Here is a 16,478-nt window from a genome sequence, read left to right as displayed (position 1 = left end):
TGTCTGACTGATGGTATTAAAATAAATATCGCAATATGGAGGTAATAATAAATGGTTAAGGAAAATCTTAAAGAGGTGGAGGAAAAGATAACTGCCGCGTGTGAGAGAGCAGGCAGAGACAGAAATGAAGTTACTTTGATCGCTGTAAGTAAAACAAAACCTATGGAAATGATAGAAGAAGCATATTCTGCCGGCAAGAGGGATTTCGGAGAAAATAAAGCACAGGAAATGAAAGAAAAACATGATGCACTGCCTGATGATATAAAGTGGCATTTTATCGGTCATCTTCAGACAAATAAAGTAAAATATGTTGTAGGCCGTGCAACTCTCATACATTCCGTAGATTCGCTGCACCTTGCAGAAGCGATTGAAAAAGAAAGCGAGAAGAAAAATCTCGTTTCAGATATTCTTATAGAGGTTAATGTGGCGTGTGAAGAATCAAAATTTGGTCTTAAAACAGACGAAGTAGAAAAACTCGTGCGAGATGTTGCAAAACTTCCACATTTGAGAGTCAAAGGCTTGATGACGATAGCACCATTTGTCGAAAATGCTGAAGAAAACAGAAATATTTTCAGAGAATTAAAGGCATTATCTGTTGACATAGCAGCTAAAAACATTGATAATATTAGCATGGATATTCTTTCGATGGGTATGACCGGAGATTATGAGGTGGCTGTTGAGGAAGGAGCTACACTTGTACGTGTGGGTACCGGAATTTTTGGTGAAAGAAATTATTCAATATAAAGGAGGACAGCCTAATGGGTGAAAAGGGTAAGGTAAGCAGCTTTTTAAATTTTTTTAAACTGGGAGATGATGATTTCGATGACTTTTACGATGATCCATATGAAAGTGATGTCGATGATAAAGAACTTCGTAAAGAGGAAAAGCGTTTAAAAAAAGAGCAGAGGCGTGAAGAGAAAAGAAGTTTTTCAAGAACACCTTATGATGATTATGAGGATGATTATGAAAATGAGCCTGAATATTCACAGAAAAAAAACACTTCAAAAGGTGCTGCTCAAAGCAAAGTTGTGCCTATAAGAACATCCGCAAGTGATGTTGAGGTATGTATATTTAAACCTGCAAATTTTGGTGAATCACAGGAAGTATGTGATATTCTTCTTGGTGGACAGCCTGTAATCGTAAATCTTGAGGGGATTGATGTTGAGGAAGCTCAGCGTATAATGGATTTTGTATCGGGATGTATCTTTTCAATCCAGGGAAATATGCGTCAGATTTCAAAATATATTTTTATTTTCTCGCCAAAAACTATTGATATATCAGGTGATTACATAAAAAATGTTGCAGAAAACAATGAGGGAATAAGTATTCCAACACTTAGTAAGGAGTTTTAAGCAATGCAGCATTATCTGGTATATACATTGTATTTGTTTTTTATCATTCTTATGATAATCAATCTTATATATATGCTCAGAGGAATAATTCCTTTGGGCAGTTTCATTAATAATATACTTGATAATCTGATGAAACCATTATTATGTCCTGTAAGGTATCTGGTAAAACATTCAATATTAAAGTGTATAAAGGTTGACATAAGCCCATATATAATTTTGATAGTATTATCGTATTTACAGGCAGTATGTAAATATTTTCTGGTATAATCCACCTTGATTATGCAAATATAGTGCGGATAATACCAGGGTAAAGTGAATTAGGTGGTAATGCCATGCATTTATCAAAAGATGAACAGATATTATATAATCATTTCGAGGATATGTATAATACAGCATATAACAGAGGAATTCCGATATTTAGCGATTTTGTCGGATTAAATGGACTTGAACTATGTTATAGATTGTTGGATAAAAATAAGGTACGCCCTGATATGTATGAGAATAAACTCATCACATATGGCGGATATGATGGAGCAATGTATCAGATGTTATGTTTTTTACCTGAAAACGATTACATTGATATTAGAAAAGCTGATTTCCCAATATCCTGTATAAAAATTGCACCGGTTAATAATAAATTTTGTGATAAGCTGACACATCGTGATTTCTTAGGTGCGGTTATGAATCTTGGTATTGAAAGAAATCAGGTTGGAGATATAGTCGTGAAAGAAGCTGATTCATATTCAAAAGCCTGCGTTGCATATGTTTATTGCAAATCTAATAAAGAAAAACTTATAGAATCAATAACAAGTATAAAGCACACTACAGTTTATTGTGAAGCAGTCGCAATGACAGAAATTGATTCTACACCAAAATATAGAGAAATAATCGGAAGTGTTGCTTCATTAAGGCTTGATGCTGTTACAGCGGTTGCATTAAAAAGTTCGCGTTCTCAATGTCTTGAACATATAAGAGCAGGAAATGTGTATATAAATGGCAGAAATTCTACGGAAAACGCTAAAGAAATAAAAGATGGTGATATACTTACAGTCAGAGGTTTTGGAAAATATCTGATAGAAACTTCGGAAAATACTACCAGAAAAGGGCGTTATCATATTATAGTAAAACAGTACATTTAGGAGGTATTAAAATGCTTACACCGGCAGATATTAAACATCGTTCGCTTAAAACAACGATGGGTGGATATAATAAAAAAGATACAGATGAGTTTTTAGCATCAATACTTGAAAGTTTTGAAGAACTCAGTTCAGAAAATGCCAAGTTAAAAGAGAAGCTTACTTCACTCAGTGAAGGAATACAATATTATAAAAATCTTGAAGATAACCTTCAAAAGGCACTTGTATTAGCTGAAAAGACTTCAGAAGAAACAAAGAATGCTGCAAAAGCGGAGGCTGCTAATATAGTCAGTCTGGCAAAGAAAGAGGCTGATGACATTGTTTCAAATGCACAAAAAGAAGCAGATAAATATACTGATAATGCAAAAGCTGAGTTTGATAAAAAAGTTACAGATGCACAGAAAAAATATGAGGAGATAAACGGCAGATTGTCTTTATTATCATCATCATATGAAGAATATAAGCAAAAAATAAAGGTCATTATAAAAGAACAGCTTGATTTTGTGAATGGTGAATGTTCTTCACCTGAAACCCCTGAAAATTTGATTTCCGGCGAAGAAACTTCAGGTATAAACAGTTTTGAAAAAGAGGATTTAGTAAAAGAAGAAAAAAGTAATATTGTTGAAGAAATATCTGTTGAGCCGGACATAACTGCAGAAGTGGAAAATGATGCAGAAATCGAAGCTGCATCAGAGTCAGATAACATTGTAAATGCAACAGATGCCAAATCGTCTGACACCACCATAGAAGAAAAACAGAACTTTATCTGGCAGTCAGTTGAAGAAGATGATGATATAAAAGATAAAGAAATTGACGCAGAGAATGACACTGTTTCTGATATAAAAGAAAATGAAGCCGTTGAAAATATCAATAAATCTGAAGTACTGAAATCTGAGGATAAAAAGCAGACAGGTATCGAGGAGAATAAAAACGAAGCCGATAATGCAGAAGATGATATTATAGTAGAGAATATTATGATGAAAACACCTACAATTAATGATGCCAAAGAAGACATATCAAACACCGTGTTCCCGGCATCTATGCCTAAAGATGATAGTGTTTCATATCTTTCAGGCAATAATGCAGGTTCAAAAGAAAAAAAGAACCCATTTACATTTATTGACTTGGATTAAAGTTATTGACTTGAATTTTAGAGTTATAAATTTTGATTAGAGTTATCATTTAGGTTAAAATTATTGACTTATATTAGAGTTATTACTTAGATTAAAGTGTGAATAGCTTTATTTTTACATTTAAGATTTGTGTCTGTGCACACTTGACACAAACCTGATATTCAAAAAATGTGTGCAGAAATGGGGACTAATATGAGTAAGCTGATTACAGTTCATTATGATGATAAACCAATATATAATATAACTATAGAAAAAGATTATAGTAAACTTGCTTCTGTGATAAAAGAGCAGGTGGAAGCTGAACATAAAGTTTGTGTAGTTTCAGACAGCAGTGTGGCATCACATTATCTTGATGCCGTTATGGATATAGCATCTGAATGTGTGAGTAAAGTTACTTCATTTGTATTTCCGGCAGGTGAGGCGTCTAAAAATCTCAATGTCGTTGAGGATTTATATGAACATCTTATAAAAGAAAAATTTGACAGGAAAGATATTTTACTTGCTCTCGGCGGTGGTGTTGTAGGTGACCTTACAGGTTTTGCTGCTTCGACATATCTTAGAGGCATAAAAGTCATACAGCTTCCAACAACACTTCTTGCAATGGTAGACAGCAGTGTCGGTGGAAAGACCGGTGTTGATTTCAGGGGATATAAAAATATGGTTGGAGCATTTCACCAGCCATCAGCAGTATATATGAACCTTTCAACGCTGAATACCCTTACCGAAAAGCAATATTATTCAGGATTTGGTGAGATTATAAAGCATGGTCTTATAAAAGACACGGAATATTATTCATATATAGAAAAACATCTTTCTGAATTAAACAGCCGAAGCCTTGATGTACTTGAAGAAGTGGTGTCAGGAAGCTGCAATATTAAAAGAATGGTTGTCGAAAATGATCCTACGGAAAAAGGTGAGCGTGCATTGCTCAATTTCGGACACACATTAGGACACGCCATAGAAAAACTTATGAATTTTTCACTTCTTCACGGTGAGTGTGTTTCACTTGGAATGGTTGCAGCAGGTTATATTTCCATGAAGCGTGATATGATAACTGAAGATGAGTTTAAAGGCATGACAGATATGTTAAAAACACTCAACCTCCCGGTTTCTGTCAGTGAACTTAGTGTCGACAGCATTATAGAGACATCTAAAAGCGACAAAAAGATGGATGCTGGCAAGATAAAATTTATATTGCTTGACAGACCGGGAAATGCTGTTATCAGAAAAGATGTGACCGATGATGAAATGAGAGAAGCATTATCTGTCGTATTATTATAAAAACTATACAGAAATGAGGATTAACATGAAAAAGGCTGTCTGGTATTTAAAATGGATAATATTATTTTTGGTACTTATTGGAGCAGACCAAATGACAAAACAGCTTGCCGTAGGCACATTAAAAGGAAATACAGGTTTTCCTATAATAAAAAATGTATTTAAATTGTTTTACCTTGAAAATCATGGTGCAGCTTTTGGACTTTTTCAAAATCAAAGATTTCCATTGCTTATCGTCACGATTATTGTGTTGTTAGCGATTGGTTTTGTTTTTAACCGCATACCGCATGAAAAAAAATTTACTTCTATGAGATGGATTCTTGTTGTCCTTGCTGCAGGAGCTGTAGGAAATATGATAGACAGAATTGCAAACGGTTATGTTGTCGATTTTTTGTATTTTGAGCTTATCAATTTTCCGGTATTTAATGTGGCTGATTGTTATGTTGTTATCAGTGCTGTTTTGGCTGTCTTATTGATTATATTTTATTATGATGATAATGATCTGGACAGAATATTGAAAAAATAAGATTATTCCATCTAATCTTGTGTGGATGGATAGAAATAGAATATAAGAATTGAGGTTAAGTATGAGCAATGACAGTTTGAAGATTGAAAATAAAGATAAAGACAATATTGATATTTCCGAGATACATGATATTCAGGTTGAAAATGAATTTGATAACTGCCGTCTTGACAGATTTTTGACTGAAAAGTTTAAGGATATGTCGCGCTCATTTATTCAGAAACAGATAAAAGATGGTCTGGTAAAAGTAAATGGTAAAGCCGTTAAAAGCAGCTATAAACTTCAAAGCGGTGACAATGTACAGATGAGTATATGTGAACCAAAAGACACAGCGATAGTTCCAGAGAATATTCCGCTCGACATAATTTATGAGGACAGTGATATTATACTTATAAATAAACCGAAGCAGATGGTCGTTCACCCAGCTCCTGGGCATTACAGCGGCACAATAGTCAATGCACTTATGTACCATTGTTATGACCTGTCGGGTATAAACGGAGAACTGAGACCGGGTATAGTTCACAGAATAGATCAGGACACTACAGGTGTTATAGTTGCCTGCAAAAATGATAAAGCACACAGATGCATTGCAGAACAGTTGAAAGAACATTCTATCACAAGAACATACCATGCCATAGTCTGTGGTCATTTAAAACAGGCAGAGGGAACTATCGAGGGGGATATAGGGAGACATCCGGTAGATAGAAAAAAAATGGCGATTAATGTAAAAAACGGTAAAAAAGCTGTAACACATTATAAAGTGTTAGATACCTTAAATAATAAATATACTTATATAGAATGTAAACTTGAAACAGGCAGAACGCACCAGATAAGAGTTCACATGGCAAGCATCGGACACCCGATACTTGGTGATACGGTCTACGGTCCGGCAAAATGTCCATTTAAACTAACAGGTCAGACTTTGCATGCAAAAACATTAGGTTTTATACATCCGACAACAGGACAATATGTAGAATTTGATGCAGAACTTCCAACTTATTTTAAGGAACTTCTTAATAAGTTAAGAAAGTGATTGCAATATAACAAAAATGTGATTGATATATGACACAGGTATATCAGGCTTAAGCATCTTAAGCTGAAAAATGGCAATAGACATTATATATAAATATATAATATATATAAATATATATAGGGAGATACAGCATGAAAAAGACAAATGACGGTATAATAAGACTGCATGAGGGCGAACTAAATGTGATGGAACTACTATGGTCTAATAAAGAACTGGCAGCAAAAGATATCGCAAAAATAATCAAAGAATATATTGGCTGGGAAAAAAATACTACATATACGGTTATAAAACGATTAATTGATAAAGGTGCCATTGTTCGTGAAGATCCCGGATTTATCTGTAAAGCACTTATTAGTAAAGCGGCTACACAGGAAATTGAGACACAGGCACTTTTAGATAAATTGTATAATGGCTCGCTCAGTAATTTTATTGCGACATACCTTGCAGCTAAAGAATTGACATCTGCAGATATTGCAGAGTTGAAAAAACTGGTAAATAAATATTAAACTTTTTGTGTAGGGTAGTATTTTTAACTCTTTGATAAATTCCAGTTTTCCAAAGAGATAAGGAGGAAAAACATATGACAGACAACAATATATCGTTTTTAGGAAAAAACAATAAAAATAATGATAAAAAAAATGTTTCAGACAAAAATATAAATTCAGACACAATCGAAAATATTTCAAATAAAAACACTGTTTTAGATGCAGCCGACAAAAAAAATATCTCAGGCAAAACCACAACTTTAAGTGCTGCTGCAAAATCAAAACAGACTCAGACAGATCAAAATTATCATCAGCAGGTATCACTTAGAGATACAAAAAAATTGCGTGAACAATTAAAAGAACTTCCAACATTTTGCAAAGATTTTTTTCGTGGTATCGAACCAAAGACAACAACAAAAACACGCATGGGTTATGCATCTGATTTAAGGACATTTTTCAGATTTCTTTTATCTGCAAATCCCGAACTTTCTGCAAGACAAATTGACGCAAAGAAAAATATTGCCATTGATGACAATAAAAATCAAGCTGCAAACGACCATACAGACAGTTCAGATAATGCTGCCGTATTAGACAGTTATATCTCCGGTATTTCACTAAAAGATATTGAGTCATTAAAACCTGTAGATATTGAAGAATATATGGAATATCTCAAATTATACACATATGCCGGCAGACAGTATTCAAACGATGAGCGCGGAATTCACAGAAAAATCGCTTCACTTAAAAGTTTTTATCTGTATTACCAAAAAAGAGAACTTATATCAAATAATCCTACCACTGTAATCGATATGCCAAAATTGCACGATAAAGAAATAATCCGTCTGGACTCTGAGGAGGTTTCTGAACTTTTAAACCTTGTAGAACACGCAGGTGATAATCTCACAGGTCGTAAAAAAGTATTTTATGAGAAAAACAAGCTGAGAAATATTGCCATCTTTACTCTTTTTCTTGGGACAGGCATCCGTGTTTCCGAATGTGTAGGACTGAATATAGAAGATGTTGATTTTAAAGAATGTCGTATAAGAATTATACGAAAAGGCGGCAAGGAAGAATATGTATATTTTGGCGATGATGTTGCAGATGCACTTGAGAATTATATAGATTATGCGCGTTCGGAAATTGTACCAAGAGAAGGTCATGAACACGCACTCTTCTACTCTATCCAACGCCGACGTATGACTGTGCAGGCAATAGAGGATCTTGTCAAAGAATATGCAACTAAAGTTACAACATTTAAGCATATTACACCACATAAACTTCGCAGCACATATGGCACGGCACTTTACAGACAGACAGGGGATATTTATCTTGTAGCAGATGTTTTAGGACACAATGATGTAAATACAACAAAGAAACATTATGCTGCAATAGATGATGATAAAAAACGAAGTGCCGCAGGAGCTGTTAAATGGGGACATTAATTTATAGCAGAACCCCTCAAGAATTGCAAAGCAATTCTTGAGGGGCAAAACACTGGTTTTGCACTTTTCTATGTTATAGGAAAATGCTCGTAAAGTAGTGTGACACCAGGGGCAAAACGCTGGTTTTGCCCTTTTTATTTTGCAGGATATTTCTTAAATATTTTTTCTACACCATCATACAATGCTTTAGCAGCTTTTTCTCTGTATGAAGCCTTTTTTAGATTAGGATAATCCTTATTGCCTGTTATAAATCCAAGTTCAACTAAAACTGACGGTACCGTGTTATATTTATTAACTACAAATCCTGCCTGACGCACGCCTCTGTTTTTAGAATTTATCCCGTTTAATACAGAATTAAGCATTATTGAAGCCATCTTTTTACTGTAAAGACCGGTTGAAGTTACTTTATTATTGCGTGATGAATAATATACTTCTGTTCCATTGGCAGTTCTGTTACTTGCACTATTCATGTGAAGACTCAAAAACATATCGGCTCTATAAGTTTTTGAAAGTTTTGGTCTTGTATAAAGATTTATAAATGTATCGTTGTGGCGTGTCCAATATGCTTTTACATTTGAAGTATTGCTTTCAAAATATTTGCGTGCTCTCGTATATAAAATCTCAAGGTTAAGATTTTTCTCATAGAGGCTTCCGAATCTTGCACCGGAATCTTTCCCGCCATGTCCTGCATCTAACAGGATAATATTTTTATATATACTATTTGGAGAGCCGACTTTTACCGTAAAATAACCGTCTTTTTTGTCAATTTTATAGCCTTGCAGCTTAGTTGTGGTTACAATAATCCTTGTGTCACCGCCTGAAGTTTTATTTACCTCTATTTTTTTGATAGCTGAACTATTGTCTATAGGTTTGTTGTTTTTATAAAAAGAGACATGATTTCCAGGAACTATTATATAAAACTGCTTATTCCAATATCTGTCCGTTGCTGTAATCTTCTCTGCCTTAACTTTATCAGGAATCAATGCTTTCATGCTAAAAGATGCCTTAGTAAATGTGATAGTAAAAAAATTTGATGAAATTGATTTACTTGTAATATATTTGTCGTCAAAAGTAACTTTGATATGAGCAGCTAAATTTTGGTCTTCCCATACTTCCAGTGATTTTACGGCTGTACTGTCACTTATTGTTTCCTTAATATCACCAAGAAGATTTTTAGTTTTTGCATATATATATTCAATGCTGTTGTCTCCGGCTTTGACACTCACATTTTCAGATTCAATTGGATTTAATGCAGTAATCTGAACTATATCTTTATTGTCAGAATTTTTAGTGCAAATGATACTGTTAATCGCATTAGTGTAGCTGTTTTCATACCATGTCTGCTCTGATTTTTTATAATAGCTGATAATGTCAGTAACATTTAATGATGTTGCTGTGGACTCATAACCATAACCGAGATTTTGAATAACTTTAGAAGCCGGTACATAAATTGTTTCTTCGGAAGTATTTTCTGAGTTTCTTGCTTTTATAACAGGCTCATCCATAGTTATAGCTGAAGAACCGACAGTTAATTCCGTACTTCCTATGTATGCTTCTATCTGCTCATTGCCATATTTGTTTGTAATAGTAAGTTTACCATTAGTCTCGGAATACTTATATGTGCATCCGAGCTTGTCTGCTAAGAACTCCTTTACAGGCACCATCCATACATCATCAATGCGTATGCCTGGAAATGTACTATTATCGTATAAAGTTTTGTTATAATACATTTTTAGCGAGCTGTCAGCAGCTATATCCGTATATTCATCATTCTGCTCAATGGATACCGCTGCATCAACATATGTTTTTGCTACATTTGTAGTGCTAAGACATATAGCTGCTGCAAAAATTGTAAAAGCAGTCTTTCTGACAACCGCAAGTAATCTTTTATTATGTGTATTTTGTTTACTGTATCTGAAAAATCTCATTTTAACATAATCCTCCGTGTAAATTTAATGTATTTAATACTATCTGGTGTACTGGCTTGGATAGTATTACAAGCAAGCATCAGAGCAGATTGCCAATATCCGCCTGACCCATATAATATAAAACAAATCTTTGTTTTACACAACGGTGCTATTTTAACGAAGAACTGTGTCAAAGTTATGGATGTTCAATCTTTTCAGAATGTATGACAACAGGTACGATGATATGATTTCCGGCATATATGGTATCTGAACTAAGTCCGTTGCACCTCTTTATTTCCTCCAAAAAATCATTAAAAGAACCGTCATATTGATTTTTATACTTTTTGGCTATACTCCAAAGCGAGTCATTTTGCTGTATAGTGACAGATACATATGACATTTTTTTCTGACTGCCGGTGTTGCCTGCAATATCCGTATCATTTGTCACGGTGCCGTTAAAAGTGCTCACTCCGGACGATCTGCTTATATGAAAACTTAAAACTGCAATAAATGATGCTATAACAGCTACTATTGCTAACTTAACCGGTAAATATCTTTTCTGTGATAAAATATCTCTTATAAACATAGGCTCCTCCTTTGTGATAAACATTTGTTCGTTTACTGTGTAAACTATATTATCATTAGAACAACTGTTTGTCAATACAAAAGAGAAAATTTGTTCGATAACATGAAATAACTATCTGGAACTGTTTTAAAGATATTTTTTTATTTCGTCCATTACTTTATTTATTATTGCTATATTATTCATCGTATCTGCTGTTTCAAGTGAATGGTCTGCATCAGGGATAATAGAAAGTTTTAAATCATATTCTATGCATTTATCTTTAATAATTTTAGTGTCTGCCCATGAATCAGCAGTTCCATGAAAGGCTATCCCATTGCATGGCTCAAATAAAAATGTTTCTGCAAGAGGTGTCATATAGATATTTCTGCAGGTTATATCATATTCTTTTGCATAACGGGCGGCGACTACTGTTCCTATACTCTTTGAAATGAAAATTATATTCTCATAAGATTTCCAGTCAATATCCGATAATATAAGCTCTGTCTGTGAATATGCTGTTTCAAGTGCTTCTCTCATTTTGTCAGCATTGCCTTTAATTTCTGACGCAAATCCATTGTAATCTACTCTCACGCACTGAAAACCTGCTTCTGCTGCAAGTTTTCTGCTGTAATAAAGTAATGGTTTATCATTGTGGTAACCTATTCCCGGAAAAAATACGGCAAGTTTTTTGCTCATTGTTTTGTCTCCTATCTGAATTTCAAAAAGAGAGCCCTCAAAAACTCTGAGGACTCCCAAAACACTAAAGTTTATTTATGGTTTATTAGAATTTACCAGCATCAGCAGCTTCCTGAATAGATACTGCAACTGCAACTGTCATACCAACCATAGGGTTGTTTCCGGCACCGATAAGACCCATCATCTCAACATGGGCAGGTACTGAAGATGATCCGGCGAACTGAGCGTCTGAATGCATTCTTCCTAATGTATCTGTCATACCATAAGATGCAGGACCTGCAGCCATGTTATCAGGATGGAGTGTACGTCCTGTACCACCGCCTGAAGCAACTGAGAAGTATTTCTTACCCTGCTCGATACATTCTTTCTTGTATGTACCTGCAACAGGATGCTGGAAACGAGTTGGGTTTGTTGAGTTACCTGTGATAGATACATCAACGCCCTCTTTGTGCATGATAGCTACACCTTCGCAAACATCGTTTGCACCATAGCAGTTTACTTTTGCACGAAGTCCGTCTGAATAAGACTTACGGAATACTTCTTTTACTGTGTTTGTGTATGGATCATACTCTGTCTCAACAAATGTGAATCCGTTGATACGGGAAATGATCTGAGCAGCGTCTTTTCCAAGACCGTTAAGGATAACACGGAGAGGTTTCTTACGAACCTTGTTTGCCTTCTCAGCGATACCGATAGCACCTTCTGCTGCAGCGAATGATTCATGTCCTGCAAGGAATGCAAAACATTCTGTCTCTTCTTCAAGGAGCATTTTTCCTAAGTTACCATGTCCAAGACCTACTTTACGAGTATCTGCAACTGAACCAGGGATACAAAATGCCTGTAATCCTTCACCGATTGCTGCTGCTGCGTCTGCTGCACGACGGCAGTCTTTTTTGATTGCGATAGCTGCACCAACTATATATGCCCAACAGGCGTTCTCAAAACAGATTGGCTGAATGCCTTTAATCTGGTCATATACATTTAATCCAGCATCTTTAGTAATCTTTTCAGCTTCTTCAATAGAAGCGATACCATAGCTGTTTAAAACGCTATTGATTTTATCAATTCTTCTTTCATATGATTCAAATAATGCCATTGTTCGTTTGCCTCCTTTATATTATTTTGCGATCTCTTCATCTGTTCTTGGGTCGATAAGCTTAACAGCGTCGTCAACACGGCCATACTGTCCACAAGCTTTTTCCCAAGCTGTGTTAGGATCATCACCTTTTTTGATGAAGTCTGTCATTTTTCCAAGGCTGACGAATTTGTAACCAATGATAAGGTCATCTTCATCTAATGCGATAGCTGTAACATAACCCTCAGCCATCTCTAAGTAACGAGGACCTTTCTTTAATGTACCATACATAGTACCAACCTGTGAGCGAAGTCCCTTACCAAGATCTTCAAGACCGGCACCGATAGCAAGTCCATCCTCAGAGAAAGCACTCTGCGAACGACCATAAACGATCTGAAGGAAAAGCTCTCTCATAGCTGTATTGATAGCATCACAAACTAAGTCTGTGTTTAATGCTTCCATTACTGTAAGTCCTGGAAGAATTTCAGATGCCATAGCTGCTGAATGTGTCATTCCTGAACATCCGATAGTCTCAACTAAAGCTTCCTGTATAATACCTTCCTTAACATTGAGAGTAAGTTTGCACGCACCCTGCTGTGGTGCACACCAGCCTACACCATGTGTAAAGCCGGAAATATCCTTTACTTCTTTTGCCTTAACCCATTTTGCTTCTTCTGGGATTGGTGCACAACCATGGTGTACTCCCTGAGCTACTGGGCACATGTTTTCTACTTCCTGTGAATAAATCATGTTCTTGCTCCTTTCAATAATGCTTATTATCTGCGACATTATCCGCAGTCCTAAACTATATTTTCGCATAAATTTATTGTGAAGTCTATACCTTTTTGAAAAATTTTGTCAAAAAATTTCAGATATTGCAAGATTTTATTGAATAAGACGGTAGAGACAGCAAAAACCGGCAATAATTGATAGTCAGTTATCAATTATCCCGGCTTTTATCATATCTAAAATATGTTTATATATTTGTGTGTGTCATAAAGCTTTCCGTTGTGCTTTATGGCAAGTTTATAATTTCCGTGAGCTATTGCCATAAGCGGCATACTCATATAATAATGCTGTGTTCCAAATACTTCAATAGTCTGCTCCGAATCCGTAAAGTCCTGTATATATGTGCCATTTTCATTATACAGATATATCTTTTCAAGTGTATGGTCAAGTGCTCTTATCTGTAATAATTCACCATACATACAAATCTGTGGTTTATCGTCATTATTTTCAATATCATCAAAATCTAACAGTTTGGTAAAATCCTCAGCATTTCCTTCAGCTTTTACAGGTGCATACAGCTCACCGACTACCATATCTTTAGAAAAATCTAACGGTTTCGCCATATCATTTATGTTAAATTCTATTGAATGTGCACTGAAATAATCCAACTCAGATGAAAATTCATTTGTAATCTCACCCGTATTGTAATCTATTTCATATATTTTTCCGTTATAGCCGTCAATAGGCGGTTTAAGATTTGCACACATGGCAAATACTTTTCCTGTCTTTGTATCATATTCCTCATTTGACCTTGTAACACTTAAAGGAACAGGGATATATTTATCCTGTGTGACTGTCATATTTTTCTCATCTATAGTAAAGAACATGATATTTGATTTTTTTTCTTTATCAAACCATTTGACAGGTCTTCTGTTTGCCGTATGATTGTCAAAAAGCATTATGTGAAGTCTGCCGTCCTTATTTTTTTCATCGTGAACTATCTGGATAGCGTGCTGCTGGAAGAACCATTTTATATCACCCTCCGGTTTAAGGACTTTGTCCTCAACATTAGTTTCCTTGTAAAATTTAGGGTTTGTTAAAATCCAGACAAGTTCGCCTTTCTCAAGACTTATCTTTGCGATAGTGTGGACATTACGCATTGAAATGATAACAGAATCATCCTTGGCAATATATTCTATTGAATTTATATGTGCCCAGTCATTTCTTGTAATGTATTTTTCCGGAAGAAGCTTATTCATATTTATTTCTCTTACTGCCTCGCCGGTAAATCTGTCTATCTCAACTATCTCATTCTCCATAAATGTATCATCCGTAGAACTTGAAAGTGCAAGTATGTTTCCACCCGGCTCTTTTTCTATCGCCCAGTGATGAAGTCCCTTTTTATCATAATAAGTACGGTAAACCCTGCCCATCATATCCATTTCATGCATTACAACTGTATTTGCATTTCCCCATGCAGGTCTCCTCATATGCTTTTCAGGGAATAAAAAGCGTCCGTCTTTAAAAAGATATACACCACAATACTGAGGAATTTTATTGAGTGCAAATCGGATATTTCCTTTTTTATCAAATGCATAAACACCGCCATGATACCCGCCTGAAACAAAAATAAAATCTTTTGACAATGGCTGTGTGCTGTTTGAAAGTTTTACGGCATTGTGAACCGGTTTATCAAGACCTCTTATGATAATGCGTAATTTCTTTGACGCAATTATGCTGTCGTTTTCATCGAGAAGCCTTACGATAATAATATTTACTGAATTTTCATATAATCCTAATAATGGAACCCTGTGATATTTAGTCATTATCTCATCACATACCGTGTAGTCGTCACTCCCTCTTTTGCCGGCTATGGTATATTGAACTTTACAGGACATATCCGTCACAAATAATGCAAGTGCAGATAACGGTGCAATACGATGCGGATTTTTGATGACAAGCATATTATCGAAATCATATTCTTTGCTTTTTAATATCTCGTTTATCGCTACTTCTCTTTTATAAGATGATATTGCAGCAATTTCTGATTTTGTATCTATATTTGTTTCATAGTTATTACTTATGTTATTATAAGTGACATTGTTTGCCCGAACCTGTTTTTCAAGCCATTTATAATTAGCTACAAGTGCGTTCATTGTTTTTTTCTTGATAGGTGCCAATAATTTGTTTATCGTTTTCATATTTCCATCCTTGTTTATAGTTCAAGTCATAATCTTAAGATTTTATTAAGATTTATGCTGATTTTAATATTAAAATACAAATATGTCATTTTTTTTGCAAAAAAGTGTTATTTCTGCCATTTTTTTACACTGTTATATTTATTTTGTATAATATCTATAGTCCATTATTGTTTTTATACAAAACTTTGTAACATAATTGCATTGAATTTGTAAGCTTCTGTTTGATATAATAGTATTTACTTGGTTAATTATATCCATACAATGTACGGAGGAATATTAAAATGAAAAATCTTAATGAAATACTTGATAGTTATAAGGTGACAGAGCTTAAGGAATTTGCCAAAAATTCTGGAGTTAAGGGTTATTCAAAATTAAAGAAAGCAGAGCTTGTTGATACTATTATTTCAAGACTTGCAAATGTTGATGTATCGACACTTGATCTGCCTGATGAGATTAAAAACAGCGTAAATGACAATATACAGAGTACGGCAGCAAATATGGTTGCAGCTATTGCAAAGGATGAAAACAATGTTGCTGCAGCAGATAATAAAGCTGCAACGGAAAATGGTGCAGACGATGACGGTGTTATCAAACTTAAAAACCGTTTATTTGGAGTTGCACCACTTGTTGCAAATGTAATTCCTGACGATATGCCGATACCTCCTTCAAATACACCTAACAGTTTTATGCAGATAAAAAAGATTTATCCAAATGATAAATGCCCTTGCGGAAGCGGTAAAAAATATAAAAAATGCTGCGGAAAAACAGCTTAATAAAAAGAGCAAAATCAGCATTTTGCCAACGAGAATTTTCCTATGCATAAAAAGAACACGGTCTATATTTTAAATCGTGTTCTTTTTGTTTACTCAGGTAAACTATTTCTATTCCTGTCTTTTTTATACTCAGATACATTATTATTATTT

16 protein-coding genes are annotated in these 16,478 nt (G+C 34.8%); 10 read left to right on the top strand and 6 right to left on the bottom strand.

The genetic code is table 11. The annotated features are described in order from the left end of the window. Window positions 1-51 precede the first annotated feature (51 nt). From DWZ63_RS05045 to DWZ63_RS05000, 9 genes are all read left to right on the top strand, one after another. On the top strand, window positions 52-744 hold the full coding sequence (locus DWZ63_RS05045) for a YggS family pyridoxal phosphate-dependent enzyme (protein ID WP_055941945.1): 693 nt from the start codon (window positions 52-54) through the stop codon (window positions 742-744). A gap of 14 nt (window positions 745-758) precedes the next feature. Then, window positions 759-1,352 (top strand): cell division protein SepF, encoded by a 594-nt coding sequence (locus DWZ63_RS05040; RefSeq protein WP_022013206.1) that lies wholly within the window; start codon window positions 759-761, stop codon window positions 1,350-1,352. A gap of 332 nt (window positions 1,353-1,684) precedes the next feature. Further along, a complete protein-coding gene (locus tag DWZ63_RS05030; RefSeq protein ID WP_055941939.1) occupies window positions 1,685-2,491 on the top strand; it encodes a YlmH/Sll1252 family protein in 807 nt (268 codons plus the stop codon). An 11-nt stretch (window positions 2,492-2,502) separates the two neighbouring features. Next, on the top strand, window positions 2,503-3,621 hold the full coding sequence (locus tag DWZ63_RS05025) for a DivIVA domain-containing protein (RefSeq protein WP_055941937.1): 1,119 nt from the start codon (window positions 2,503-2,505) through the stop codon (window positions 3,619-3,621). A 192-nt stretch (window positions 3,622-3,813) separates the two neighbouring features. Further along, window positions 3,814-4,902, top strand: coding sequence for a 3-dehydroquinate synthase (gene aroB, locus DWZ63_RS05020; RefSeq protein WP_118498957.1), 1,089 nt, complete (start codon window positions 3,814-3,816; stop codon window positions 4,900-4,902). A 25-nt stretch (window positions 4,903-4,927) separates the two neighbouring features. Further along, complete coding sequence (gene lspA, locus DWZ63_RS05015; RefSeq protein WP_055941931.1) at window positions 4,928-5,425, top strand: signal peptidase II; 498 nt, start codon at window positions 4,928-4,930, stop codon at window positions 5,423-5,425. Between the two features lie 61 nt (window positions 5,426-5,486). Then, a complete protein-coding gene (locus tag DWZ63_RS05010) occupies window positions 5,487-6,455 on the top strand; it encodes an RluA family pseudouridine synthase (protein ID WP_082440615.1) in 969 nt (322 codons plus the stop codon). A gap of 131 nt (window positions 6,456-6,586) precedes the next feature. After that, a complete protein-coding gene (locus DWZ63_RS05005) occupies window positions 6,587-6,961 on the top strand; it encodes a BlaI/MecI/CopY family transcriptional regulator (RefSeq protein ID WP_243020485.1) in 375 nt (124 codons plus the stop codon). Window positions 6,962-7,035: 74 nt separating this feature from the next. After that, complete coding sequence (locus DWZ63_RS05000) at window positions 7,036-8,382, top strand: tyrosine-type recombinase/integrase (protein ID WP_022013214.1); 1,347 nt, start codon at window positions 7,036-7,038, stop codon at window positions 8,380-8,382. 134 nt (window positions 8,383-8,516) lie between these two features. Here the strand turns inward: DWZ63_RS05000 and DWZ63_RS04995 are convergent, their stop codons facing one another. From DWZ63_RS04995 to DWZ63_RS04970, 6 genes are all read right to left on the bottom strand, one after another. Next, window positions 8,517-10,310: an N-acetylmuramoyl-L-alanine amidase gene (locus DWZ63_RS04995; protein WP_118498955.1), complete on the bottom strand. Its 1,794-nt coding sequence runs from the start codon at window positions 10,308-10,310 to the stop codon at window positions 8,517-8,519. A gap of 175 nt (window positions 10,311-10,485) precedes the next feature. After that, the gene (locus DWZ63_RS04990; RefSeq protein WP_022013216.1) at window positions 10,486-10,875 is read right to left on the bottom strand and encodes a LysM peptidoglycan-binding domain-containing protein; all 390 of its coding nucleotides are present in this window, start codon (window positions 10,873-10,875) and stop codon (window positions 10,486-10,488) included. A 126-nt stretch (window positions 10,876-11,001) separates the two neighbouring features. Beyond that, the gene (locus tag DWZ63_RS04985; RefSeq protein WP_118498953.1) at window positions 11,002-11,550 is read right to left on the bottom strand and encodes an alpha/beta hydrolase; all 549 of its coding nucleotides are present in this window, start codon (window positions 11,548-11,550) and stop codon (window positions 11,002-11,004) included. A gap of 85 nt (window positions 11,551-11,635) precedes the next feature. After that, window positions 11,636-12,646: a GGGtGRT protein gene (locus tag DWZ63_RS04980; RefSeq protein WP_055941923.1), complete on the bottom strand. Its 1,011-nt coding sequence runs from the start codon at window positions 12,644-12,646 to the stop codon at window positions 11,636-11,638. 21 nt (window positions 12,647-12,667) lie between these two features. Further along, window positions 12,668-13,375: a hypothetical protein gene (locus DWZ63_RS04975; RefSeq protein ID WP_022014142.1), complete on the bottom strand. Its 708-nt coding sequence runs from the start codon at window positions 13,373-13,375 to the stop codon at window positions 12,668-12,670. A 215-nt stretch (window positions 13,376-13,590) separates the two neighbouring features. Next, window positions 13,591-15,555, bottom strand: a complete 1,965-nt coding sequence (locus DWZ63_RS04970; protein WP_118498951.1) for an aryl-sulfate sulfotransferase — start codon at window positions 15,553-15,555, stop codon at window positions 13,591-13,593. A 281-nt stretch (window positions 15,556-15,836) separates the two neighbouring features. On the opposite strand from DWZ63_RS04970, the gene DWZ63_RS04965 reads away from it, so the two are divergent. Next, window positions 15,837-16,328 (top strand): Rho termination factor N-terminal domain-containing protein, encoded by a 492-nt coding sequence (locus tag DWZ63_RS04965; protein ID WP_118498949.1) that lies wholly within the window; start codon window positions 15,837-15,839, stop codon window positions 16,326-16,328. Window positions 16,329-16,478 lie beyond the last annotated feature (150 nt).

Origin of the sequence: Clostridium sp. AF34-13, assembly GCF_003477845.1 — a bacterium.
In the GTDB taxonomy this organism is placed as follows: domain Bacteria; phylum Bacillota; class Clostridia; order Lachnospirales; family Lachnospiraceae; genus Butyribacter; species Butyribacter intestini.
This window is presented reverse-complemented; position numbering and strand designations above follow the sequence as displayed.